This window comes from Sphaerisporangium perillae (genome assembly GCF_023276435.1).
Classification (GTDB): domain Bacteria; phylum Actinomycetota; class Actinomycetes; order Streptosporangiales; family Streptosporangiaceae; genus Sphaerisporangium; species Sphaerisporangium perillae.
Genome location: NZ_JALLPO010000008.1, coordinates 14,598 through 38,030 on the forward strand (window position 1 = coordinate 14,598; position 23,433 = coordinate 38,030).

The following is a 23,433-nucleotide window of genomic DNA, read 5'->3' on the forward strand; positions in this document are numbered from 1 at the left end:
GGCCCCTATGCGGTCGGCTCGGCGTTAATCCACTCGTTGATTTCACGTTGATCTGGCGTTGAACGGCCGCGGCCATGCTGATGCCAAGTCGAGCGTGGCCCCTGACGGGGGCGGCCGCGCACGGCGTCGCCACCGCCGCCGGATCCGGATGCTGATCGGGTCCGGCAGGGGCGGCGGCTCAAGCGCCTTGCAGGCGAAGGTAAGACCGTTGTAAGCGTCCTGCAGGCGATTGGTTCTATCACTTGGACATAAGCCCCGGGCAGCAAGAAAACCGGGGAACCCCTCATTCAGGAGAACCACATGCGCCGCTCGATCCGCAACATCCTCGGTCTCGCCGCCGCCTCCGCCGTCATCGCGGTGGGTGTGCCGGCCATCGCCTCCTCGGCCTCCGCGGCGACCGCCACGAAGACCGCCTCCGCCTCCAGCTACGACTACGACGACTACTGGGGCTACTACTACTCCAAGTACTACGACGGCTCGCGCGCCAAGGCCAAGGGCCACGTCTGGGAGGACGAGGACGGCCGCTTCCACGTCGAGGGCAAGCTCTACGACAAGTACTCGCCGGGCTGGCTGTGCGGCTACGTCCAGGTCAAGTTCGAGAACGAGGACGGCGACGACTCGACGTACTGGGCCAAGAAGTGCGGCTCCAGCGGCTACCGCTCCTTCCACTTCGCCGAGGAGGACGTGGACAACATCCAGGTCCGCGTCTGCTACTACGACAACCACCACGGCACCAAGAAGTACTGCGGCCGCTGGAACTACGTGTACGAGACCGACAGCGAGTAGTGGTCCAAGCCGCTGAAGCGTCCGCGGGATGAGGTCGTGGGCCTCATCCGCGGCGATCCCGAGGCACGCCGGGGACGTGCCGCGGGAGTACCACAGGGGACGCCCCAGGAGGCGAACGGGGGAACGTCAGACCTTCTGGGGCGGTAACTCCGGGGCGATCCGGAGTTCGGGGGAAGTGCCGGGGAAACCCGGAAGCACGGGGGAAGTACCGGGACGACCTGAAGGCACTGGGGAAGTGCCGGGGCGACCCGGATGTACAGGGGGAAGTGCCGGGGAAACCCGGAAGCACGGGGGAACCTCGAAGTACACGGGGGAAACCGCGGGGGAAAACACACAGCCCGCCCGGCGGCCGCGAAGGCCGCCGGGCGGGCTGTGTGTTCCATGGGTTTCATCGAAGGAACAGGGAGCTCACGCCGCTTCCACGAGACCGAGCCTCGCGTGCATCCGTTCTCGGACCACGGGCCATTCGGTGCTCAGGATCGAGTAGTACGCGGTATCTCGGACCGTGTCGTCGGCGCCTCGGCTCTCCGCCCGCCGCACACCGTCGAGGTGTGCGCCGAGGGCCTCGATGGCGGCCCGGGATCGCAGATTGCGTACGTCGGCCTTGAGGGTGATGCGGTGGACCTGCCAGGTCTCGAAGGCGAGCGAGAGCAACAGGTACTTGCTCTCGCGGTTCACGCTGGTGCCCTGGGCCGATGCGGCCAGCCAGGTGTAACCGATGTCCGCCACGGACGGGACCTCGCCCACCACGCCTCGCGTGCCGGGAGGCCATGGCAAGGGTCCCTGCCAGTACTCCAGGTGCATGAGACGGGTGGCACCGACGATTCTGTCGGTGTGCAGCCACCGGATGGCGAAGGGCATGGTGCGGCCCTCCGCCTGCTCAGCCAGAGCCGCCTCGACGTACGAGGTCATCTCTTCCCGGCTTGCGGGAACCCGAGTGAAGGCGTAGGTGGAGCGGTCTTCACTCGCCGCGGCGACCAGGTCGTCGACCACCGCGAGGCTGAGTGGTTCCAGGCGCACGGAGCGCCCAGACAGGGTGACAAAAGCGGGCATGAGCACATGATGGGGTCTCTATGGCGGACTCTGCACCAAATCGTATGGAACATCTTGGTGAGCGTCCGGGAAAGCCGGGATCATGACGATAAAACCGCAGGTCAGCGACATGATTGCGGGGGTGGCCCGCTCGGCCGCGAAGGTAAAGGTTCGGTAATCTCGATCATGGGGTCACCGGAGCGAGCGTGGCGGGGATCCAGGCGGCGAATCGCCTCGTCTCGGTGAACGCCGCGAGGGCCTTTTCCAGGTGCCCGAGCGACGCGGCGACCCATGGCAGATCCAGCGGTCTGCGGCTCTCCAGCGTCGCCAGCCGCTGCTCCTCGTCCTCGCCGTACAGCAGGCTCGTGGCCACGCGGACGCGCAGGTTCCCGGGCAGGTCACCGAAGGCCGTCCCGGGCAGCACGCCCACGCCGTGCCGCTCGAGCAGTGCCGAGGCCACCTCGGCCGAGGTGGCGAACCGCCGGAGCGGCGCGAGGTCGGGATAGAGGTAGAAGCCGCCCTGCGGTGACGCCACGCCGGCGCCCGCCCTCGCGAATCGGTCGGCCACCGCCCGTGCCACGACGCCGTGCAGCCTCCTGCTCGCGGTCACGCGCTCGACGAGCTCCGGCGGCTCGGTGTAGGCGTACGCCGCGGCGTGCTGGACGGGGGCGGCCGGGCTGGACCAGATCTCGGACGCCACGGCGAGGAGCCGGTCCCGGAGCGCGTGCGAGGTCAGCCGTGCCACTCCGATCCGCCACCCGCCGAGCGCCAGGCTCTTGCTCAGGCCGCTGGTGACGATGGTGCGCTCGGGCGCGATGTCGGCCGGGCTCAGGAAGGGCGCGCCGGGGTCGTGGACCAGGTCCCGGTAGATCTCGTCGGAGATGATCGTCAGGTCGAGGTCGCGGGCGACCTGGACCAGGCGCCTGATGGTCTCCGGCGTCGCGAGCCTGCCGGTCGGGTTGTCCGGCAGCGTCACCATGATCGAGCCGACCGTACGTCCCTGGGCGCGGGCGTGCAGGACCGCTCCGGTCACCTGGTCCGGGTCCGGCGTCCCCCCCTCGCCGGGGGGCGCGGGAACCATGATCGGGTTGACGCCGGCGAGGCCGGCCTGGGCGGCGTAGCTGACCCAGCTCGGCATCGGCAGCACGATGTCGCCGGCCACCACCAGCAGCAGCGCGTACAAAAGCGGCTTGCTGCCGGGGCCGCAGACGACCATGTCGGGGTCGGTGGGCAGTCCGCGCCGCGCCCAGTAGCCGGCCGCCGCCTCACGGAGGTGGGCGGAGCCCGCGACGGGGCCGTAGCCGTTCTCTCCTGACGCCTCCGCGAGGCGCTCGCGCAGCGCCGGGTGGACGGGAAGCCCTGCCTCGCCGAAGGCGAGGTTCAGTATCCGTTCCCCGGCGCGGCGTCTTCGGGCAATGTCCTCATTAGCGGCCAGGGTGGCCGAAAGTGTGACGTTCATGGTCATAACCTCCTAGTACTGGGGGACCTGCCCAGCTTGCGGGGGTACACCCATCAGTACAAGCGAGGCTTTTCGGTGGTCACCGTAAGGAGATCTGATGCTCGACCTGCGGCGGCTGGCTTTACTCTGCGAGTTCGCCCGCAGAGGGAGTATCGCCGCGACCGCGACCGCGCTCGGCTACAGCGCCTCGGCGGTCTCCCAGCAGCTGGCGGCCCTTGAACGCGAGGCAGGCTCGGTTCTACTGGACCGTACTTCGCGCAGCGCGGAACTCACCGAGGCCGGGCATCGGCTGGTCGAGCACGCCCAGCGCATTCTCGCCATGGTGGAGGCCGCCGAATCGGACCTGTCCGCCCACGCCGCGACGCCGTCGGGCCGCGTCGTGGTGACGGCCTTCCCCACGGCCGCAGTCGCGTTCGCGCCCGTCCTCGCCAGGTCACTGCGCCGTCACACATCACTGTCCCTGCGGCTACGGCAGAGCCGCTCCGGTCGCGGCATGCGCGAGGTGCAGTCGGGTGCGGTGGACATCGCCCTCGTGGACGACTGGTACGGGGGCGTGCGCGTCCGCGGCGACGACGCGCTGCGCGTCTACCCGCTCCTGCAGGATCCCATCGTGCTCGTCGTGCCGCGCCGGCACCCGATGGCCGACCCGTCGGTCCCGGTGGACATGTGGGCCCTGCGCGACGAGTCGTGGATGGCGACCCCGGACGGCGAGCCGTCCCGGCTGGCCGTGGACAGGCTGCTCGCGGACGTCGGGGGCGCCCATCCCGTGCCCTGGGAGTTCGAAGGGCTCGGCACCATCCTCAGCCTGGTCGCCAAAGGCATCGGCATCGCGGCCGTGCCCGCGCTCGCGCTGGCCGCGGGCGTGCGCGGCGTCGCCGTGCGGGAGTTCCCCGGCGAGCCGGTCAGCCGGGAGGTGAAGGCCGTCGTCAGGTCGTCGAGCGTGAACCGCCCCTCGGTCGCGGCCACGCTGCGGGCGTTGCACGTGGCGGCTCGCTATCTCTCCGCCGACCTCGCACCGGTCCGGTTCTCCGCCGAGTGACCCGGGTGGGAGCGGCGGTGAACCGGACGCGGCGTCGGGTCGGGCCTGTCAGCAGTCGACGAGGTCGGGCTGCTGGTTCAGGATCTGGGCGCGAGCGGTGACGAACTCCGCGTGCGCCTTCTCGGCGGCAGGGTCGAAGACGGCGACGCGGTGGCAGTTCTGGAAGGCGAGTCGCACGCCGAAGTGACGCTCCAGCGCGCCACGCATCGCGTCGCTGGCCATGCATCGCAGGAGCTGGCCGCGAGCGGCCTCGTCCGGCGGCGGCGTGTGGTTGTCGGCGAACTCGGCGGCGCTCTCCTCGCGTTGCCGGACCAGCCCGGTGATCAGCGACCACGCGTAGGGCAGGGAGTCACGGACGCAGGCAAGGAACGCCTCGTCGTCGACATCGCCGGCGCGGGCCTGGTCGATGAGCTCGTTCGGAACGGTCAGCGACATGCTGGGTTCTCCTCTCCAGAGGGACGAATCCGACGTTAGGCGTCACGCCGGGCGGGCTCCAGGTGGCGGAAGGGGGACAGTCGCGTAGGCGCGGCCGGCCGCCGCCGTGCTGGGCACGTGGCCGTCGTGGCGCGTCATGCGGTCATCACAGGTCGTCGTGGGCGTCGTCCGCTGATCGCGCGGTCATCCGGCCGCGACCGTGGGGCGCTCGCCGAAGACGAAGTCGTGGTCGATCTGCTCGAGGAGGTCTTCGCCGGTGGCGCGGTTCGCCCACGCCCTGGCGTTGCGGATGTGGAACTCGATCGTCTGGCGGCCGAACTTCGCCCAGTCCTTCTCCTGGGCGCCCACGCGGCCCATGAGCACCGCGAGCGCCTCCTGGTTGGCCGGTTCCAGGTCGTCCAGGGTGAACGCGCGGCCCTGCTCCATGGCCCGGACGGCCGGCGAGTGCGCGAAGCACACCAGCAGGTCGTCGCCCACCTGCTCCTTGAGGAAGGCGATATCGGTCTCGGAGTGGATCTTGTTGCCGATCACCGCGATGGGGACGTCGAAGTCGCGGGCGTGGTCGCGGTACTGGCGGTAGACGCTGACTCCCTGCCGGGTGGGCTCGGCCACCAGGAAGGTCATGTCGAAGCGGGTGAACATGCCGGAGGCGAAGGAGTCGCCGCCCGCGGTCATGTCGACGATGACGTGCTCGTCGCGGCCGTCGACCAGGTGGTTGAGGAACAGCTCGACCGCACCGACCTTCGAGTGGTAGCAGGCGACGCCCAGGTCGTCCTCGCTGAAGGGGCCGGTGACCATGAGGTCGAACCCCTGGACGGGGGTGGCGAACCGCTCCGTGAAGAACGGGTCGGCGACCCCGACGAGCCGTGACCCCCGGCCGGGCGGAGTCGTCTTGACCATGGAGGCGGCGGAGGCGATCAGCGGGTTGTCCCCGCGGAGGTACTCCTTGATCTCGCCGATGTGGGCGCCCAGCGGCTCGGGCAGGGCCGACGGGTCGAGCCCGAGAACCAGCCCCAGGTGCTGGTTGATGTCGGCGTCGATAGCGACCACCGGACCGCCCTGCCGCGCGGCGTATCTGGCGAACAGGGACGACAGCGTGGTCTTGCCGCTGCCGCCCTTGCCGACGAAGGCGACTCTCATAGACGGGATCCAATCTGATTATGAAAACCATTGCAAGTACCGGAGGCCACATCATGCCACGAGCCCCGGCCCCGATCACCGGCCTTCACCAAGTCATGACCTCGTGCGAACACCCTCTGTCACAGCGGGTGGTTGAGGGTTTCCTCTGTCCGCAGGCGGGTGGCAGCTGGTCCCGTCTGTCCACGTAAGGGCGATTAATGGTCTCGTTCGTCCACAGGCAGGCGGATTGGGCACCGCGCGCCCCGCCGGTTGAGTAGGGTTCCTGTCGTCCTACGCATGTACAAGGGGGTGACACGGGTGGCGGCCACATCGACTCCGCCGGCGTCCGCAGAGCGCGCCGACGACAAGCTGCGCGCGTGGCTGCTACACGGCCTCCTCCGGTCCGACCGCAAGTCCGTCGGCCACCACGCAGAGCCCGCGCCGCACGAGCAGCACCGCTGGTGGCAGGTCATGTGCCTCACCGGCGTCGACTACTTCTCGACCCTCGGCTACCAGCCCGGCATCGCCGCGCTGGCCGCCGGCTCGCTGTCGCCCATCGCGACGTTGCTGCTCGTCGCGCTCACGCTGTTCGGCGCCCTGCCGACCTACCGGGCGGTGGCCGCCGAGAGCCCCAACGGCCTGGGGTCGCTCTCCATGCTCGAAGGGCTCCTGCCCGGGTGGCGGGGCAAGCTGCTGGTCCTGTTCCTGCTCGGGTTCGTCGCCACGGCGTTCGTCGTCACGATCACCCTCTCGGCGGCCGACGCGACGGCCCACCTCCTGCAGAACCCCTTCGTCCCCGACTTCTTCGAGGGATGGAAGGTCCCGATCACCCTGCTGCTCATCGCCCTGCTGGGCGTGGTGTTCCTGGGCGGCTTCAGCGAGGCCATCGGCCTGGCCGTCGTGCTCGTCGCGGTGTATCTCCTGCTCAACGTCGTCGTCGTGGTCACCGCCGTCGCGCAGGCGATCGCGCATCCCGCCATGGTGGGCGACTGGCGGCAGACGCTCCTCACCGAGCATCCAGGGCCGCTCGCCATGATCGGCGTCTCGCTGTTCGTGATGCCCAAGCTCGCGCTCGGCCTGTCGGGGTTCGAGACGGGCGTCGCGGTGATGCCACTGGTGAAGGGCGACCTGGCACAGCGCATCAAGGGCACCCGGCTGCTGCTCACCACCGCCGCGCTGATCATGAGCGTCTTCCTGATCGCCAGCAGCTTCGCGACCAGCGTGCTCATCCCGGCCGCGGAGTTCGAGGAGGGTGGCAAGGCCAGCGGGCGCGCCCTCGCCTACCTCGCCCACACCTACCTCGGCGACCTGTTCGGCACGGTCTACGACCTGAGCACGATGGCCATCCTCTGGTTCGCCGGCGCGTCGGCCATGGCGGGGCTGCTCAACATCGTGCCGCGCTACCTTCCCCGCTACGGCATGGCCCCCGACTGGACCCGGGCCGTCCGTCCGCTCGTGCTGGTGTTCACGGCCATCGCCTTCGCCATCACGATCTTCTTCAACGCGGGCGTCGAGGAGCAGGGCGGCGCGTACGCCACCGGCGTCCTGGCGCTGATCCTCTCCGCGGCGGTCGCGGTGACGCTGTCCTCCTGGCAGAAGCGCCGGCGCGGCAGGACCATCGGCTTCGGCGTGGTCGCGCTGATCCTCGCCTACACCGCGATCGCCAACATCATCGAGCGGCCCGACGGCTTGAAGATCGCGTTCTTCTTCGTCGTCGCCATCGTGGTCACCTCGCTCATCTCCCGGGCCACGCGCTCCACCGAGCTGCGCGTCAGCGCCATCGAGCTGGACGAGCAGGCGAAGAGCCTGCTCGAGGTGCCCGGCAAGATCCGCCTCATCGCCAACGAGCCCGACGCCCGGGACGAGCGAGAGTACGCCGAAAAGGACCACGAGACCCGGCGCAACCACCACCTACCCGACGACGAGCCCCTGCTCTTCCTCGAGGTGACCGTCGAGGACGCCTCGGAGTTCCACTCCGAGCTGCGGGTACGCGCCGAGGAGCGCCACGGGTACAAGATCCTGCAGGTGACGGGCTCGACGGTGCCGAACGCGATCGCGGCCGTGCTGCTGCACATCCGTGACGAGACGGGCAAGCTCCCGCACGTCTACTTCCACTGGTCGGAGGGCAACCCGATCGCCGCGCTCCTGCGCTACCTGGTCTTCGGCGGCGGCGACGTCGCGCCCCTCACCCGCGAGGTGCTCCGCCAGGCCGAGCCCGACGACACCCGCCGCCCGCCCGTCCACGTCGGCTGATCCGGCGCTCCGGCCCGTCCACGCCGGCTGATCCCGCCCTCCCGCACATCCCCTCGCCGGTGCCGGGCCGGTCGCGGGTTCGGCGGTGCCGGGCCGGTGCGCGGGTCAGGCGCGGCGGCCCGGGGGACGGTAGTACTTGACGATGGCGTCCATGGTGGGCCTGAGGCGGGGCCACTCCGTCCGGGTCGTCGTCCAGTCCAGGACGCTGATCTGGTCGCCGGTCACGATCATCCGCTGGATCTCGTGGTAGTGGACGCCCTTGACGGCCCACGAGTGGTAGCCCGGGCCGGTCCAGGTGCTCTCCCACTCGGCCACGACCTGTTGCTTCGCGGACGCCGGGGCGGTGGCGCCGTCGTGCTTGGCCGGCACCTTGGCGAGGCGGATCCTGCGGTACTTCCTGACCGACGTGGACAGGGACGCCTCGACCTCCCGCAGCAGGTCCAGCGGGTCCCTCCCACGCGCGTCGATGACCTCCACCCCGAAGTAGGCGGTGCCCGTGGGGGCCGCCCAGGTGAAGTAGTCCTCCTGGATGGTGAGCCGCCAGCCTCGCGGCACCGCGGCCCTCCAGCCGCGCTCGGCGTTGTACCACTTCAGCGGCAACCGGCTCGGAGCGGGCGAAGCGCTCGCGGTGGGACCGCCCGCGAGCGCGCTCGCCGTGGGAGCGCCAGTGGCGGAGGCGCGGGCCGGATCGGCGCTCGCCGTCTCGGACGGCCGCAGGACGGCCCAGCCGCCGATGGCACCGGCGATCACCACGGCCGCCGTCACGCCGGCCAGCAGCTTCGTCCGGCCGGCGCCTCCATGCCCGGCCGGAGCCGGCGCGGCGTCCGGGGACCGGAGCGGTTCGAGCAGGCGCTTGGCCTCCGAGGCGCTCATCCGCCTGGCGGGATCCTTGGCGAGCAGGCCGGAGAGGGCCGGGCGCAGCTCGTCGGGCACCCTGTCCAGCTCGGCGTCCTGGGTGAGGAGCGAGGCCAGCGGTCCGAGGGCGTTCTCGAAGGGCGGCCTGCCGACGACGGTGGCGAAAAGCGTCGCGCCCAGCGACCAGAGGTCACCCTCGGGGGCCGCGGGGACTCCGTCGAGGCGTTCCGGCGCGACGAACCCGGCCGATCCGACCGTGCCGCTGCGCTGGGCGTAGGGGTCGCCGAGGGAAGTGGCGATGCCGAAGTCGCTGAGCACCACCCGCCCGTCGTACCCGATGAGGATGTTCGCCGGCTTGACGTCGCGATGCACCACTCCGGCGGTGTGCGCGACGGACAGCGCCGTCAGGACCTCGCTCGCGATCGTGGCGGCCCGGGGCACCGAGAGCGGGCCCTCGCTGGCGAGCACCCGGTCCAGGGAGCGTGACGGGACGAGCTCCATGATGATCCAGGGATGGCCGTCCTCCTCGGCCACGTCGTAGACGGCCACGATGGTGCGATGGTTGAGCCGCGCGGCCGTGCGCGCCTCGCGGGAGGTCCGGTGGAGCATCTGGAGCCGCTGGCGGGAGTCGAGCCGGTGCGGGACCAGGACCTCCTTGACGGCGACCGGCCGGTCGAGGAGCGTGTCGTGCCCCTCCCACACCATGCCCATGCCGCCCTGACCCAGTGCTCGCACCAGCCGGTACCGCTTCACCACCAGTTGCCCAGGAGTTCCCATCCAAAATGCCCCTTCGCGGGCGATAGAGCGAGAAGTCAGCAGATGGGAAGTCTTCCACAGTTGCCGCCGTTAGCGCGCTCCAACGGCCGCGCCCCCGCCTGCGTGGCGGACCCGCCCGGCCGGCCGGGACGCTGGAGCAGGGACGTCCGGGCTCAGGCCGCCGCGGTGCGGAAGGGATCCGTCGCCGTCAGGACAGGGGCGGGAGGGAGCCTTCGGCGATGTGGGCGAGGGTGATCTCGGTCAGGGTCGCGTTCTCGAACGTGCGCAGGGCCGACCACACCTCGGCCAGCGGCCCGGCCACCCCCGGGAACCGCTCGCTGTGGGACGGGACGCCCTCGATCACCAGGATGACGTCGGCGAGCGTGATCTCCGTGGCCGGCCTCGCGAGCCAGTACCCCCCGTCGGGGCCCCGCTGGCTCTCGATGATCCCCGCGCGCCGCAACTGGAGCAGGATGTTATCCAGGAACCGGCGGGGAATGTCCTGGGAGCTCGCGATGCGCTCGGCGGGCACGGGGCCCGGGGGCGCGGCGGCGAGCTCCGCGGCGGCGCGCAGAGCGTACTGCGTCCTCGCGGAGATCCGCATCAGCCGACGCGCTGGTCGAGCCCCCAGCGCCGCCGGAGAGCATTGTCGGCCGCGCCGAAGCACATGTCCACGACGATGCCGATGACGAGGATCACGATCATCATCGCCATGAGGCCGGGCGCGTCGGACAGTTCACGGGCGTTGTCGAGCTGCTCGCCGATCGACGTCTGGTGCGCGATGATCACTAGAAGCTCTCCGGCCATCAGGGACCGCCACGCGAACGCCCAGCCCTGCTTCAGGCCGGACAGGAACGACGGCAGCGAGGCCGGCAGGATGACGTGCCGGTAGAGCGCCAGGCGCCGCAGGCCGAGGATGTGCCCGGCACGCAGCAGGATCGGTGGGGTGTAGTCGACGCCCGCGATCAGCCCGTTGGCGATGGACGGCGCCGCGCCGAGGACCACCACGAACAGGATCGCGCTCTCGCTCAGCTTGAACAGCAGGATCGCCAGCGGGAACCACGCGATGGACGGCATGGTCTGCAGGCCGGTGATCAGGGACCCGAACGCCGCACGCAGCGGGCGGACCCGGGACACGGCCGCGCCGATGACCAGGCCCACCAGTACCGCGATGGCGAATCCGGTGATCGCGCGGCGTATCGTCACCGCCACGGCGTCGTAGAACTCGGCCTCGCCGAGGCGGTTCCACAGCTCTCCGAGGACGGTGACGGGACCGGGGAAGACGTACTCCGGACGCCATCCGGTGAGCACCACCACCTCCCAGATCGCGAGGACCAGGAGGATGGCCGAGAACATCGGCCAGGTTCGCGCCCAGATCCTCGCGGCGACGCTCCGCCGCTCCCGGTGGGAGAGTTCCAGCGCGTCCAGGCCGGCGATGTGCTGGGAAAGATCAGCAGTCATGGTGATCCCTCACTTCCCGGTACCGGTCGCGCCTGGGCGCTGCGCCGGCTGGGCGTGGCGCAGCACCTCCTGGCGAAGCCTGTCGGTGATGGCGGAGGCCAGCCCGGCCACCTCCCCGGAGTCCGTACGGCGGGGGCGGGGCAGGGTGATCGGGTACTCCTCGATCACCGTGCCGGGCCTGCTGCTCAGCAGGACGACCCGGTCGCCGAGACGTACGGCCTCGCGCACGTTGTGGGTCACGAACAGCACGGACAGCTCGCGCTCCCGCCAGATCCGTTCCAGCTCGTCGTGGAGCAGGTCACGGGTCATGGCGTCCAGGGCGCCGAAGGGCTCGTCCATGAGCAGCACGTCGGCGTCCTGGGCGAGAGCTCTGGCGAGCGCGACCCGCTGGCGCATGCCGCCGGAGAGCTCGTGCGGGCGCTTGGCGCCCAGGCCGCCCAGGTGGACCATCTCCAGCAGCTCCGCCGCCCGCTCGCGGCGTTCCCTCCTGGTCGTGCTCTTGGCCGAGCTGGTCACCCGGAGCGCCAGCTCGATGTTGGCGGAGACCGTGAGCCATGGGAACAGCGCGGGCTCCTGGAACATCATCGCGATGCGCCCGGCGCCGGTGTCGATCTCGCCGGCGGTGGCGTGGTCGAGCCCCGCGACGAGATTGAGCATCGTGCTCTTGCCGCAGCCGGACGCGCCGAGCAGGCAGACGAACTCGCCCCTGTCCACCGACAGCGTCACACGGTCGAGGGCCAGGAGCTCCCTGCCGTACACCTTGGAAACCGCGTCCAGCCGGACCGCGGGCTCATGCCCGTCGGCCCGGCTGGGGCGCAGCTCCTGAGTCGGAGCCGTCACTTCATCTCCTCACCCGGCGTCCGGCCGGTCCGTGGCCGCGAGCGCCGTGTCGGCTCTTGTCCGATGTCTTCGGTCGAGCGGTGCCTGATCGGGGTGGGGTGCGCGCTCACTTGTCACTCACCGCCTGCTGGCCCTTGGCGGCCAGCACCTCGTTGAGGATCGTGAGGTCGTAGATGCCGTTCAGGTCCACCGGGTCCAGCAGCCCGATCTTCTGGGCGTGGTCCGCGCTGCCCACCAGCGAGGACGCGATCGGGTCGTTGGTGAAGGTGATGTTCTTGAACGCGCTGTCCAGGACTTCCTGCTTGAGCGGCTTGCCGGACAGGTCCTGGAGCTCGGCGTTGATCGCCTCCTTGGCGCCCGCGGGGTCGGACTGGATGTAGGCGTTGGACTCGACGTGGGCCTCGATCAGCTTCTTGACCAGGTCAGGGTGCTCCTTGAGGAACTGCTGCCTGACGATGAGGTGCGTGATCACGAACTGCTTGTTCGGCCAGAGGTCGGCCTCGTTGAGGAGGATCTTGCCCTTGCTCTCCGTCACCAGCCGGCTCGCGAAGGGTTCGGGGACCCAGGCGCCGTCGATGTCGCCGGTGGCGAAGGTCTGCAGGGTCTGGGCGTTGTCCTGCGGCACGATCGAGACGTCGCCGCCGCCCTTGGTGTCGGTCTTGAGGCCCTTCTCCTGAAGGTAGTAGCGGACCGCGACGTCCTGGGTGTTGCCGAGCTGAGGGGTCGCGATCTTCTTGCCCTTGAGGTCCTCGACGCTGTTGATGCCGTCCTTGACGACGAGGAACACGCCGCCGGACGCCGCGCCTGCGACGATCTTGATCGCCTGGCCCTTGGACTTGGACCAGGCGTTGATGGCCGGGTTGGGCCCGATGTAGGTGGCGTCGACGGCGTCGGAGAAGATCGCCTCGGTGGCCGCGGGGCCTGCGTTGAAGCTGGCGGTCTTCAGCGTGACGTTGCTGCCGAGCGCCTTGGCGAAGAAGCCCTTCTTGATGCCGACCAGTGCCGTGGCGTGCGTGATGTTCGGAAAGAAGCCGAGGCGTACCTCGGTCTTGGCCGCGCCGTCGCCGCCGCCGCTGGAGGACCCCCCGCCCCCTCCGCAGGCCGCCGCGAGGGCGGTCACCGCGACCGCGGCCGATACTGCCGCCATCCCTCGTAGCCTGCGAACCGTCATGGACACTCCCTAATTCCTACTTAATAAGTCGGTTAGGTGTATAAGACGATATTCGAAGCGTTGTGTCAAGCGGGGGTGATGGCATGGGCACGCGTCGTTACCGGTTCGTGTCCCTCGAAACGACGCCTCGGCCGGAGAGGCGGGGCGTTCTCAGCCGAGCGTGATGCGGTACGACCGGTCGGCGCCCGCCTGGAAGGCGGCGGTGTCGTCCTCGACGACGCAGGGGACGTCCGCGCGGCACCCGTTGAGGAACGCGGGATGGCGCAGCCGTACCTCCCCGTCGTGGCCGGCGACCAGCCGCACCTCGACCGGCGCGCCGTCCCGCCAGGTCGTGCCCACCGTGTGGCCGCCGCGGGCGCGCAGTCCGTCGAACGAGCCGCACGGCCAGGCGGACGGCAGCGCGGGCAGCACGTCGATCACTCCGGCGTGGCTCTGCAGCAGCATCTCGGCGATCCCGGCCGTCGTGCCGAGGTTGCCGTCGATCTGGAACGGCGGATGCGTGCTCCACAGGTTGGGATGCGTGCTGAGCCTGATCTGCTCGCCGAGCAGGTGGTGCGCCCGGTCCCCGTCGAGCAGGCGAGCCCAGAAATTGATCTTCCAGGCCCTGCTCCAGCCGGTCCCCCCGTCCCCGCGATGGTCCAGCGTGACCCGCGCGGCCTCACCGTACTCGGTGCACGGACGGATGCGGCGGCCCGGGTGCAGAGCGAAGAGCTGCGAGACGTGCCGGTGGGTGTCTTCGGGATCGTCCCAGTCCTCGCGCCACTCCTGCAGCTGCCCGAACGACCCGACGCGCAGGCCCTCGTCCAGCTCCCCGAGGGCCTTCAGGATGCGGTAGCCCGGGTCGAGGCCGAGGGACTCCGCGGCCTCGACGGTGTTGGCCAGCAGGTCCCACACGATCTGTTGCGAGATCGCCGCACCGGCGGAGAAGGGCCCGTGCTCGGGCGAGTGGCTCGGGGAGACGACCAGGCCGCCGTCCTCGGCCAGGTTGTCCAGCCAGAACTCCGCCGTCTCCCTGAGCAGCGGATACGCCTGATCGCGCAGGTAGCCGGCGTCGCAGCCGAACAGGTAGCGCTCGTAGACGTGCTGGGAGAGCCAGGCGGCCGCCTCGGGGAACCAGAAGGCGGTCGGCCAGTCGTGCACGCCGGTGAACCCGAACGGGTTGGTGTTGGAGTGGACCACCCAGCCTGACGCGCCGAACATGGTCTGGGCGGTGCCCCTGCCCGGCGCCCGCAGCCCGTCGACGAATCTCAGCAGCGGCCGGACGCACTCATCGAGCGCGGTGACCTCGGCCGGCCAGTAGTTCATCTGGACGTTGATGTTGGTGTGCCAGTCGCAGTCCCACGGCGGGGTGGGGCTGTCGTTCCACACGCCCTGCAGGTTGGCCGGCAGCGGCGAGTCCGGCCGCGACGACGCGATCAGCAGGTAGCGCCCGTAGGCGAACAGCAGCGTCTCCAGCGCCCGGTCGCCGGGGCCGCCCTCGCCGTACGCCGTCAGCGCCCGGTCCGTCGGTACCGGCGTTTCTTCCGGAACGTTTCCGCCTATATCGAGCTTTACGCGGTCGAAGAGCCGCCGGTGGTCGGCGACGTGCTCGGCGCGGAGCTCGGCGTAGCCTCGGGCGCACGCGCGGTCCACCCGCGAGGTGACCGGCTCGCGCGGGTCCGGGCCCCGGTAGTGCGGGTGCGCGCCGGCGTAGTCGGTGCCCGCCGAGAAGACCAGCGTCACCGCGTCGGCGCCGCGGACGGCCACCGCCCCGGCCTCGTCCGTGCGGCTGCCGCCTTCGGCGGTCACCTGGACCTGGCCCTCGTAGCGGAGCCCGTTGTCGTGCAGCGTTCCACGGACCGTCAGGCGGCCCTGAGCCACGCCGTACTCCGGCGAGGTCAGCGGACCGGCGGCCAGCCGTGCCGTGAGGGAGATCAGGCCCGGGCGGTCGGCGGACAGGCGTACGACCACCACCTGCGCGGGGTTGCTGGCGAAGTGCTCGCGGGTGAAGCGGACCCCGCCCGCCGTGTGGCGCACGGTCGCGATCGCCGTGGCCAGGTCCAGCTCCCGCCGGTAGTCCGAGACGTCCCGCCCCGGCGTGCCGTCGCTTCCGATGTCGAGCAGGAGGTCGCCGAAGGGCTGGTAGGCGCCGAACCCGGGGATGTGACCGTCCATGCCCGCGACGTTGCCGAGCAGCTCCGCCGCCTCGCGCGGCTCGACGCGGCCGTCCTGGGCGATGCGCCGCCTGACCTCGGCGAGGACGCCCGGCCGGGGAGCGGGCCAGTCGCCGGACCGGTACCCGCCGGGCCCGGCGTCCTTCGATCCGGGCCCGCCGGTCCACAGGGTGCTCTCGTTCAGTGCGACCCGCTCGGTCCCGAGCCGTCCGAAGATCATGGCGCCGAGCCTGCCGTTGCCGATCGGCAACGCCTGTCGTTCCCACGCGTCGTGCTCATCCGGCCCGTCCGCGGGGCGGTCGTACCACAGGCTCAGCATGTCTCCCCGATCAGCATGGTGATCAGACCGAATCCTAACGGGGCGCATCAGAATCAGTTACAAGATGCGTTAAGTGACGTTTGTCGCGTGGAGGGGGATGAGGTGGTGGCCGACGACGCGGAGGAACGCGAGCCCTGGTGGTGGGACCCTTCTCGCTCGTCATCGGCTTGGCCGTGCTTCGGCGCGCCGGTCGCCTCCGCCACCTTCTCCCTGATCAGCCGCCAGTCCGGGGCGGTGGTGTCGATGAGCGGCGGGACGAACTGGACGCTTTCTAGGCGGGCGTCCTTTATCTTCCTGGAAACGGAGATGAATGCTGGAAGCGATTCTTGGGGGATATCAGTGGATATGTAGTGCTTTGCCGCATCGGCGACCTGTTCGAAGCTCCTGAGCACCGTCATCGGGTCGGCCTGCTTGGCGACCGCGTCGAGCAGGCATTTCTGCCGGCCCATGCGCACATAGTCGTCACCGTCGGACCGGGAGCGGCCGAACCAGAGCGCCTCCGCGCCGCTCAGCCTCCGGGTGCCCGCCCGCAGGACACCGCCGCGCAGGCCGTACGGGATGTCCTGCTTGATGGTGACCGTGACCCCGCCCGTCGCGTCGATGATCCGCGCGAAGCCCCTCATGTCGGCCATCACGTAGTAGTCGATCGGGATGCCGAGGATGCCGCCGGCAGGGCGTACACCCACATCAGCGCGAGTCCGGTGGCCCGCCGTCCGGCACGGAGGTGGGCGAGCCCCCACACCAGGGCGGACCCGAGGGTGAACCACAGGGCCCCGCCCGGCCGCACGGGTCTCGGTCCGGCTCTCATCGGCACCACGCCCCCGAACTGTCGCCGTACCAGCTGATAACAGATTAGTAACGACGCGCGTGGGCGTGTTCCCCCGGGGCCGCGACACACCGGGGACGCAGCCGGCGACGGACGGCCCGCGGGCCGCCGGGAGGCCGTGCTCGGCCGCCGGCACGCGGGCCGGGCGAGGTCACCAGGTGACGGGGACCTCGAGGAAGCCGCCGGCCAGGCGGCCGGTCCGGACGGGCAGCGCCTCCGGGGCCACCGTCAGCTCCATCTTCGGGAACCTCTGGAACAGGGTGCCGAAGACCTCCCGCAGTTCGACGCGGGCGAGGTTCGCCCCGACGCAGTGGTGCTGGGCGTACCCGAAGGCGACATGGGGATCGGCGTTGTCGCGGTGCATGTCGAACACGTCCGGCTCGGGGAAGACGCTCTCGTCGCGGTTCGCCGCCGCGGGCACGATGACCACCGCCTCGCCGGCCCGGATCGTCACGTCGCCGACCTCGATGTCGCTCTTGGCGTACCGGACCAGGCCGTGGTCGGACGGCGAGGCCATGCGCAGGATCTCCTCCACCACGCCCGGCGCGAGGGATGGGTCCGCCGCCAGCGCGTCGCGCAGCGCGAGGTCGCGGAGCAGGAACACGACGCCGTAGTCGATGCGGTTGACCGTGGTCTCGTGCCCGGCGAACAGCAGGCCCGCCCCGAGCCGGGCGATCTCCGAGTCGTCCGCGTCCATGTGCGCGAGGTCGGAGAGCACATCCTCGGCCGGCCGGCTGCGCTTGCGGCGCACCAGCTCGAGGATGTAGCCGCTGAGCTCCTCCATCGCCGTCATCGACGCCGCCATGTCCGTCGTGCGTGACATGCCGTCCGACAGCCTGCGGAAGTGGTGGCGGTCCTCGAACGGCACGCCGAGCAGCTCGCAGATGACCAGCACGGGAAGCGGGAAGGAGAAGTGCTCGTGCAGGTCGACCGGCGGGGTCTTCCCGGCCATCTCGTCGAGGAGGCCGCTCACCAGCTCCCGCACGTGATCTGCCAGGGCGTTCATCCGGCGGGCGGAGAAAGCGGGCGCGAGGAGCTTGCGCATCCTCTGGTGCTGGTCCTTCTCGGTCGCGTAGTCGCCCATCGGGCCGCCGAGGAGCACCGAGCCGGACACCCGCGGCGCCGAGGCGGGGTCGGGGTGCGAGCGGCCGAGTCGGTCGTCGGCGAACATCCGCCGGACCTCCTCATAGCCGGTGACCAGCCATGCCTCGTCGCCGGCCGGGGTGCGTACCCGCGTGATGGGCGCATTCCGGCGAAGCTCGCGGTACTCCGGCGGCACGTCGAGGCTGTGATGTCGCGGAAACGGCATCTGGGGGAGATCGGACACGATGGTCGCCCCTCTCGTCGGTTCGCATCCCCATTGCGAACGGTCACCTCGACCGTCGCATCCGGGCCGCGTTCCCGCAATGCCCATTGTCAAGACTTGTCGCGACAGATAGTGACTCTGCGGAGTAGACGAGGGAGGGTCACCAGGCCGACGCCCCGCGGAAGGACGTCGGCAAAGGATGGTAGCCAAGGCGTTCCCGCGCCGCGGTGATGTCAAGCGTGCGCTCCACGGCGAGATGACCGACCGCGTACCGGGTGAGACGCGGCGGGCGAGGCCGTCCGGACGCGCGATAGGCCGCCTCGGCGATGCCCGCCAGCGGCCCCACCAGCGCGGCGGGCAAGTAGTACGGCCGCGCGTCGATCCCCCTCTCCGCGAGGATCGCGCGGAGCGCGTCGTCCAGGACGATCGGTTCGGCGTCCGTCACGTTGAACACGCCCGTCGCCATCGGGCCCGCCGCGGCCAGCAGGCAGGCCTGTGCCAGGTTGCCGACGGAGGTCAGGCTGATCCGCTGACGTCCGTCGCCGACGGCGTACAGGCGCCGCCCTCGCACCGCGCCGAGAACCCTGGGCAGCAGCGTCGGGTCCCCTTCGCCGTACACGGCGTGCGGCCGCAGGATCACCGCCGTGTCCCTGACCACGAGCTCGGCCAGCGCCTTCGACTCGCCGTAGGCGTTGACGTACCGCCCGGCCCGGTACTCGTGCTCGCGCGCCATCACGGTCGGGCGGAACGGGTCGTACACGCTCGCGGTGCTGACGTGGACGAACCGGGCGGCGGGGAAGGCCCGCCGCACCTGTGCCGTGCCGCCCACGTTGACCTCGATGATCTCCCGTTTCGGCCCCCAGTCGGTCACGCTGCCCGCGCAGTGCACCACCGCGTCCACCTCGGGCAGGTCACCCGGCACCGGCCCGGTGATGTCCCACGAGCGGTACGACACGGCGCCGCCGTCGCGAGCGGCGAGGGCCGTTGCCGGCCGGCGGCCGAAGGCGTGGACCTCCCAGCCCTGTGCCGCCGCGGCCCGGCAGACCGCGCCGCCGACGAACCCCGACGCTCCCGTCACCGCCACTCTCACCGCGCCACCGCCGTCTCGACACGCCCCATCGCCGCTCCCGGATTCACTTCGGCGTACGGGCGACCAGGTCGCGGAGCAGCGCGCGGTCGAGTTTGCCGGTGCGCCCGCCGCGCGGGAAGCCGTCGAGGACCTCGATCCGGTCGGGTAGCGCGCCCGCGTCGACGATCTCCGGAAGGGCCTTGCGCAGCCGTGCCTGGTCGAAGCCCTCGTCGGCGATCACGGCCAGTACGACCTCCTCGTCGTCGGTCTCCGGATCGGGGACGCCGATGATCGCGGCCTCCGCCACGCCGGGGAGCGCCGCCACCGCCGGCTCGTACAGACCTGGATAGATGTTCACCCCGTCCCTGAGGATCATGTCCTTCTTGCGGCCCAGGAGGACGAGCCGCCCGTCCTCGTCCACGCGGGCCAGGTCGCCCGTCGCCACCTCGGCCAGCGGCGGCTCGCCGAGGTATCCCTGGGCGAGCTGGGGTCCCGAGACGAACAGCTCGCCGTCGTCGCCGATGCGGACCTCGACGCCGGGCAGCGGCGTGCCGAGCAGGTCGCCTTCCTGGACGGCGAGCTTGTCCTCCGCCGAGGCGATCGCGATCGGCAGCGCCTCGGTCATGGCGTACACCGACCAGATCCCGGCGTGCGGGGCGGCGGCGCGGGCGCGCCGGAGCACGGCGGGCGGCGACGGAGCCGTGCCGAGGAGCAGGCAGCGCAGCGTCTCGGGCAGCGCGGGGCTCTCCCGGAGGATCCTGTCCAGCCGTACGGGCACGCAGAACGCGTGGGTGGCCCGGCGCTCGGCCAGCTCTTCGGCGAAGGGCCGCGAGCCGGGCAGCGACCAGGTGGCCCCCGCCATCAGCGCCGGCAGGCCCAGCATGAGCTGGTCGGTGTGCACGACGTCGCCGGGGGCCAGCGGGACCGCCGCGCGGAAGAGCGCCGACCCCTCCGCGAGCGACCCCCTGGTGTGCACGACTCCGCGTGGCCGTCCCGTCGTCCCGGACGTGAACGCGACGACCGCGGGCTGGTCGCGCTCGGCCCTCGTGCCCGGCTGAGACGGCTGTCCGGCCGTGCCGGGGTGCCCGGCCCCTCCGGCAGCCTTTCCCGCTCCGGGCAGGCGGGAGGGGCCGCGGCGCTCCAGGCCGGGCACGCGTACGGCGCCGCGGGGGACGCCGGGAAGCCACGGGCCTGAGTACAGGTGGCGCACCGGCCGGCCCGGGACGGGGGCGCGCAGATGCGGGAGGGTCAGCCCGCGACGCCGGGCGAGGGCGCGCAGCGGCCCGCTCAACGCGTAGACGAGGGAATCGGCGACCACCCAGGCCGGCCGGGTCAGGGCGAGCCGCCCGGCCACCACGTCGGGGGCCAGGCCGGGGTCGGCGAGGACGAGCATCCCTCCGGCGGCCACCGCGCCCAGGGCGAGCGTCACGGCGTCCGGACCTGGGCGTACGGCGAACAGCACGCCGTCGCCCGGCCGTAGCCCGGTCATGGCCGCGGCGACGGCGCCGACCCGGCGGGCCAGCTCACCGTAGGACAGCCTCCGGCCGCGCCCGTCGATGATCGCGACGCTGTCCGGCGCGCGCCCGGCGGCGTCGAGCACGCCGGCGATCACGTCGCTCATCCGGTGCCCGTCCTCTCCGGGCCGGCGGTTATCCACAGATGTGCATAAGTGGGGATCAGCACTCCTCGTGCGGCTCGCCGCCGCACCACGCGCACGTCGTGGGACAGCACCACCGCGGCCACGGCGCGGATCTCGGCCAGCGCCAGCGGGTATCCGACGCAGAAGTGCGGGCCGGCCCCGAACCAGATCCTCCGCAGCTCCGGAGGGTGCCGTGTCGCCAGGTCGAACGGGCCGTAGGCGCGGGCACAGTTGTGGGTCACGATCAGCACCCGGTCGCCGGGCCGTACGGGAACGCGGCCGACGCGGGCCGGGACGGCGACCGACCGCAGCATCACCGGTGTCGGGGTGGTGACCCGCATCGCCTCCTCGATCGCCCGGTCCAGGTCGCCGGGCCCGTCCAGCCGGGTTCCGGTGTCGTGCAACAGCGCGATGAGCCGCGGGACGAAGGTGGCGACCGTCTCGGTGCCGGTGAGGAAGAACGCGCCCGCCGCCCCGCGCGCCTCGGCGGCGGACAGGCCGAGGGAACGCATGCGTCCCATGACCGTCGTCTCCTCGCCACGCTCGTACGCGGCCTCGGCGATGTCGCCGATCCGGTCCAGCACCTGGCGGGCGGCGGCGATCTGCCGTTCGGAAAGCCCGCGCGAGCGCAGCGACACCATGGACACGATGCGCTCCCCGTCGGCGAACAGGGACCGCGCGTCGTCCGGCGAGACCTCTCCCATGCCGATCAACCGGCAGATGACCGCCCCGGCCATCAGCCGCATCTCGTCGACCAGGTCGACCGTCTCGCCGCCCGCCAGCCGCGCCGACAGATCCCGGAGCGGGACCTCCAGCACCTCGGCCACGAGCGAGGCGACCTGCGCCGGGGCGAACAGCGGGGCGAGCTTGCGGCGCAGCGCCGTGTGCGCGTCCCCTTCCATGTTGAGCAGCACGGACGGGCCGAGCACGGGCGTCCACAGGTCACCGGGGGAGCCGGGTCCGTCCTTGCGGAACCGCTCGTCCATGAGGACGGCGCGCGCGGTGGCGGCGTCGTTGACGACGACGCCGATCCCCGGCACCCGCACCACCGGGCCGAGCCGGGCGAGCAGCCGCATCAGCGGGTACACGAGGGGGTGGGCGGCCAGGTACAGGCGCGTCTCGTGGCCCGGGACCCGCCGGGCCGGCCGGGACGGGACGGTCAGGTGAGGGCTCACCGGACGTCGACGACGTCGGGGCGGTAGTGGTGGTCGGCGTACCAGGCCAGCGTGCCGGCCAGGCCGTACGCGCGCAGCCGCCGGACCGACCCGTACACGACCACGTCGCGGCGCGAGGCGTACGCGCCGGTGAGCCTGCGCACCCGGTTGACCAGGGCGCGGTCCTCGTGGACCTCCTCGATCGCCGTGCGCGGGAAGCCGCCCGAGCGCTCGTAGAGCGCGGCCGTGATGGCCACCGTGGCGCCCGGCATCATGACGTAGGGCCCGAGATAGGCCGCGTCGCGGTTGCCCGGCCGGAAGCGTCCGAACGCGGCGGCCACGCTCACCACGAACGGGATGAAGCGCCGCTCCCAGAACTTGAGCGGGAACTCGTCCGTGCGCGGCCTGAGCTTGCCGCCGACCATCTCCAGCCCGTCGCCGAAGCCCCGCCTGATCGCCCGCACCCAGTCGTGGCGCGGCACGCAGTCGGCGTCGGTCCTGGCGAGGTGGGTGGCCCCCTGGGCGATGGCGTGCCGCATCCCGGTGTCGGAGGCGGCGCCGGTGCCCTTGCGCGCCTCCTGGACGACCTCGATCCTCATCGAGGACGTGGCGGCGTAGGCCCTCACCACCTCGGCGGTTCCGTCCGTGCTCATGTTGTCGACGACGACCAGCGTGAAGGCCTGGTCGTCCTGGGCCTCCAGGCCGTGCAGGGTCGCCTCGATGCCCATCGCCTCGTTGTACGCGGGGACGATCACCCAGAGGTCCATGGAGTTCTCACCGTCCATCACAGGTCCGCGAAGAGCACGCCGAGGCTGATGCCGCCGCCGAGGCCGAGCAGCGCGACCCGGTCACCGGGGCGGGCGCCGCCGGCGGCGAGCTGGAGCGGCAGGGTGGCCGAGGCGCAGTTGCCGTGCTCGGGCAGCGTGACGACCAGCCGGTCCTCGGGGATGCCGAGTGCCTGGGTGAGGGCCGCGAGGTAGGGCAGCGCCACCTGGTGCACGGCTACGATCGAGAAGTCGTCCCAGGTCAGGCCGGTGCGCTTGAGCGCGTCGAGGAAGATGTCCGGGCCGATCAGCTCGAACGCCTCCTTCAGCCGCCGACCGTCGCCCCGGAAGTAGGAGTATTCGGGGTCGCGCGGGTGGGCGGAGCCGCCGCCGGGGAGCGTGCCGATCGCCCAGGCGGTGGAGTCCGCCGAGAAGTCGCGGTAGAAGATGCCGCGGTGCGGGTCGGCGGTGACCAGTACCGCCGCGCCCGCGTCCGACAGTGTGTACCCGGCGAAGGCGTCCACGAACTGCGCCCGGTCGGCGACCCGCCAGCGCACGGCGCGGGACGGCATCTCGCCCGTGCAGACGAGCACCTTGCGGTGGGCGCCGGTGCGGATCAGCGCGTCGGCGACCTGCAGCCCGTTGAGCAGGCTGTTGCAGGCGTTCTTGACGTCGAACACCGGGCACGACATCCCGAGCTTGGCGGCGACGATGTGCGCGGTCGCCGGCTCCACCATGTCCTGCGAGGCCGACGCGAAGATCAGCAGGTCGGCGTCGGCGTGGTCGAGCCGCCGCGCCGCCGCCACCGCTAGGTCGGACGCCTGCTGGTCGCCGGCCGCCACGTGCCGTCGCGCGATCCCGGTCATGCGCTGGATGATGCCGCGGGGAGGGACGTATCCCTCGATCCGCGTTTCCACGTCGTCGCTGGTCAGAACGCATTCGGGCAGATACGTCGCGACGCCCGATATACGGGCCTTCATCGCGCCCCTCCGTTGTG

Annotated in this window: 20 protein-coding genes; 3 read left to right on the forward strand and 17 right to left on the reverse strand. The window is 71.3% G+C overall.

Annotated elements, in window-relative coordinates:
* Positions 1 to 300 precede the first annotated feature (300 nt).
* The gene (locus MYF83_RS09505) at positions 301 to 786 is read left to right on the forward strand and encodes a hypothetical protein (RefSeq protein WP_248959863.1); all 486 of its coding nucleotides are present in this window, start codon (positions 301 to 303) and stop codon (positions 784 to 786) included.
* Positions 787 to 1,194: 408 nt separating this feature from the next.
* Here the strand turns inward: MYF83_RS09505 and MYF83_RS09510 are convergent, their stop codons facing one another.
* The gene (locus tag MYF83_RS09510) at positions 1,195 to 1,839 is read right to left on the reverse strand and encodes a GNAT family N-acetyltransferase (protein ID WP_248959864.1); all 645 of its coding nucleotides are present in this window, start codon (positions 1,837 to 1,839) and stop codon (positions 1,195 to 1,197) included.
* Between the two features lie 163 nt (positions 1,840 to 2,002).
* Entirely contained in the window at positions 2,003 to 3,277 is a 1,275-nt protein-coding gene (locus MYF83_RS09515) for a pyridoxal phosphate-dependent aminotransferase (RefSeq protein WP_248959865.1), read from the reverse strand.
* A gap of 97 nt (positions 3,278 to 3,374) precedes the next feature.
* Here MYF83_RS09515 and MYF83_RS09520 point away from each other — a divergent pair, with 97 nt between their 5' ends.
* Positions 3,375 to 4,316, forward strand: coding sequence for a LysR family transcriptional regulator (locus MYF83_RS09520; RefSeq protein ID WP_248959866.1), 942 nt, complete (start codon positions 3,375 to 3,377; stop codon positions 4,314 to 4,316).
* Positions 4,317 to 4,364: 48 nt separating this feature from the next.
* On the opposite strand, the gene MYF83_RS09525 is transcribed toward MYF83_RS09520, so the two are convergent.
* Positions 4,365 to 4,751, reverse strand: coding sequence for an SCO5389 family protein (locus MYF83_RS09525; RefSeq protein ID WP_248959867.1), 387 nt, complete (start codon positions 4,749 to 4,751; stop codon positions 4,365 to 4,367).
* Between the two features lie 183 nt (positions 4,752 to 4,934).
* Positions 4,935 to 5,891: an ATP-binding protein gene (locus MYF83_RS09530; protein WP_248959868.1), complete on the reverse strand. Its 957-nt coding sequence runs from the start codon at positions 5,889 to 5,891 to the stop codon at positions 4,935 to 4,937.
* A gap of 297 nt (positions 5,892 to 6,188) precedes the next feature.
* On the opposite strand from MYF83_RS09530, the gene MYF83_RS09535 reads away from it, so the two are divergent.
* Positions 6,189 to 8,123 (forward strand): amino acid transporter, encoded by a 1,935-nt coding sequence (locus tag MYF83_RS09535; protein ID WP_248959869.1) that lies wholly within the window; start codon positions 6,189 to 6,191, stop codon positions 8,121 to 8,123.
* 105 nt (positions 8,124 to 8,228) lie between these two features.
* Here the strand turns inward: MYF83_RS09535 and MYF83_RS09540 are convergent, their stop codons facing one another.
* The 13 genes from MYF83_RS09540 to MYF83_RS09600 form a co-directional block, all read right to left on the reverse strand.
* Complete coding sequence (locus MYF83_RS09540) at positions 8,229 to 9,755, reverse strand: serine/threonine-protein kinase (RefSeq protein WP_248959870.1); 1,527 nt, start codon at positions 9,753 to 9,755, stop codon at positions 8,229 to 8,231.
* Between the two features lie 187 nt (positions 9,756 to 9,942).
* The gene (locus tag MYF83_RS09545; RefSeq protein WP_248959871.1) at positions 9,943 to 10,338 is read right to left on the reverse strand and encodes an RrF2 family transcriptional regulator; all 396 of its coding nucleotides are present in this window, start codon (positions 10,336 to 10,338) and stop codon (positions 9,943 to 9,945) included.
* Entirely contained in the window at positions 10,338 to 11,195 is an 858-nt protein-coding gene (locus MYF83_RS09550) for an ABC transporter permease (RefSeq protein ID WP_248959872.1), read from the reverse strand. The genes MYF83_RS09545 and MYF83_RS09550 overlap by 1 nt, the downstream gene beginning before the upstream one ends.
* 9 nt (positions 11,196 to 11,204) lie before the next feature.
* Positions 11,205 to 12,035 carry an ABC transporter ATP-binding protein gene (locus MYF83_RS09555; protein ID WP_248959873.1) on the reverse strand — a complete coding sequence of 277 codons (831 nt, stop codon included), beginning with the start codon at positions 12,033 to 12,035 and terminating at the stop codon, positions 11,205 to 11,207.
* 106 nt (positions 12,036 to 12,141) lie between these two features.
* A complete protein-coding gene (locus tag MYF83_RS09560) occupies positions 12,142 to 13,206 on the reverse strand; it encodes an ABC transporter substrate-binding protein (RefSeq protein WP_248959874.1) in 1,065 nt (354 codons plus the stop codon).
* Positions 13,207 to 13,356: 150 nt separating this feature from the next.
* Entirely contained in the window at positions 13,357 to 15,678 is a 2,322-nt protein-coding gene (locus MYF83_RS09565) for a glycoside hydrolase family 95 protein (RefSeq protein WP_248959875.1), read from the reverse strand.
* A 53-nt stretch (positions 15,679 to 15,731) separates the two neighbouring features.
* Positions 15,732 to 16,364, reverse strand: coding sequence for an LCP family protein (locus MYF83_RS09570; RefSeq protein WP_248959876.1), 633 nt, complete (start codon positions 16,362 to 16,364; stop codon positions 15,732 to 15,734).
* Between the two features lie 291 nt (positions 16,365 to 16,655).
* Positions 16,656 to 17,831 (reverse strand): cytochrome P450, encoded by a 1,176-nt coding sequence (locus MYF83_RS09575; protein WP_248959877.1) that lies wholly within the window; start codon positions 17,829 to 17,831, stop codon positions 16,656 to 16,658.
* Between the two features lie 139 nt (positions 17,832 to 17,970).
* Complete coding sequence (locus MYF83_RS09580) at positions 17,971 to 18,900, reverse strand: NAD-dependent epimerase/dehydratase family protein (protein WP_248959878.1); 930 nt, start codon at positions 18,898 to 18,900, stop codon at positions 17,971 to 17,973.
* Between the two features lie 43 nt (positions 18,901 to 18,943).
* On the reverse strand, positions 18,944 to 20,500 hold the full coding sequence (locus tag MYF83_RS09585; protein WP_248959879.1) for a class I adenylate-forming enzyme family protein: 1,557 nt from the start codon (positions 20,498 to 20,500) through the stop codon (positions 18,944 to 18,946).
* Positions 20,497 to 21,693, reverse strand: a complete 1,197-nt coding sequence (locus MYF83_RS09590) for a cytochrome P450 (RefSeq protein WP_248959880.1) — start codon at positions 21,691 to 21,693, stop codon at positions 20,497 to 20,499. Before MYF83_RS09590 ends, MYF83_RS09585 begins: the two co-directional genes overlap by 4 nt.
* Positions 21,690 to 22,457 carry a glycosyltransferase family 2 protein gene (locus MYF83_RS09595; protein ID WP_248959881.1) on the reverse strand — a complete coding sequence of 256 codons (768 nt, stop codon included), beginning with the start codon at positions 22,455 to 22,457 and terminating at the stop codon, positions 21,690 to 21,692. The genes MYF83_RS09590 and MYF83_RS09595 overlap by 4 nt, the downstream gene beginning before the upstream one ends.
* Entirely contained in the window at positions 22,457 to 23,416 is a 960-nt protein-coding gene (locus MYF83_RS09600) for a 3-oxoacyl-ACP synthase III family protein (protein WP_248959882.1), read from the reverse strand. The genes MYF83_RS09595 and MYF83_RS09600 overlap by 1 nt, the downstream gene beginning before the upstream one ends.
* Positions 23,417 to 23,433: the final 17 nt, after the last annotated feature.

Coding starts and splice junctions, on each gene's coding strand:
- MYF83_RS09600 (WP_248959882.1), bottom strand. CDS start 23,416: ATGAAGGCCCGTATATCGGGCGTCGCGACGTATCTGCCCGAATGCGTT.
- MYF83_RS09560 (WP_248959874.1), bottom strand. CDS start 13,206: ATGACGGTTCGCAGGCTACGAGGGATGGCGGCAGTATCGGCCGCGGTC.
- MYF83_RS09565 (WP_248959875.1), bottom strand. CDS start 15,678: ATGCTGAGCCTGTGGTACGACCGCCCCGCGGACGGGCCGGATGAGCAC.
- MYF83_RS09525 (WP_248959867.1), bottom strand. CDS start 4,751: ATGTCGCTGACCGTTCCGAACGAGCTCATCGACCAGGCCCGCGCCGGC.
- MYF83_RS09520 (WP_248959866.1), top strand. CDS start 3,375: ATGCTCGACCTGCGGCGGCTGGCTTTACTCTGCGAGTTCGCCCGCAGA.
- MYF83_RS09585 (WP_248959879.1), bottom strand. CDS start 20,500: ATGAGCGACGTGATCGCCGGCGTGCTCGACGCCGCCGGGCGCGCGCCG.
- MYF83_RS09545 (WP_248959871.1), bottom strand. CDS start 10,338: ATGCGGATCTCCGCGAGGACGCAGTACGCTCTGCGCGCCGCCGCGGAG.
- MYF83_RS09595 (WP_248959881.1), bottom strand. CDS start 22,457: ATGGACGGTGAGAACTCCATGGACCTCTGGGTGATCGTCCCCGCGTAC.
- MYF83_RS09510 (WP_248959864.1), bottom strand. CDS start 1,839: ATGCCCGCTTTTGTCACCCTGTCTGGGCGCTCCGTGCGCCTGGAACCA.
- MYF83_RS09515 (WP_248959865.1), bottom strand. CDS start 3,277: ATGAACGTCACACTTTCGGCCACCCTGGCCGCTAATGAGGACATTGCC.
- MYF83_RS09505 (WP_248959863.1), top strand. CDS start 301: ATGCGCCGCTCGATCCGCAACATCCTCGGTCTCGCCGCCGCCTCCGCC.
- MYF83_RS09550 (WP_248959872.1), bottom strand. CDS start 11,195: ATGACTGCTGATCTTTCCCAGCACATCGCCGGCCTGGACGCGCTGGAA.
- MYF83_RS09530 (WP_248959868.1), bottom strand. CDS start 5,891: ATGAGAGTCGCCTTCGTCGGCAAGGGCGGCAGCGGCAAGACCACGCTG.
- MYF83_RS09540 (WP_248959870.1), bottom strand. CDS start 9,755: ATGGGAACTCCTGGGCAACTGGTGGTGAAGCGGTACCGGCTGGTGCGA.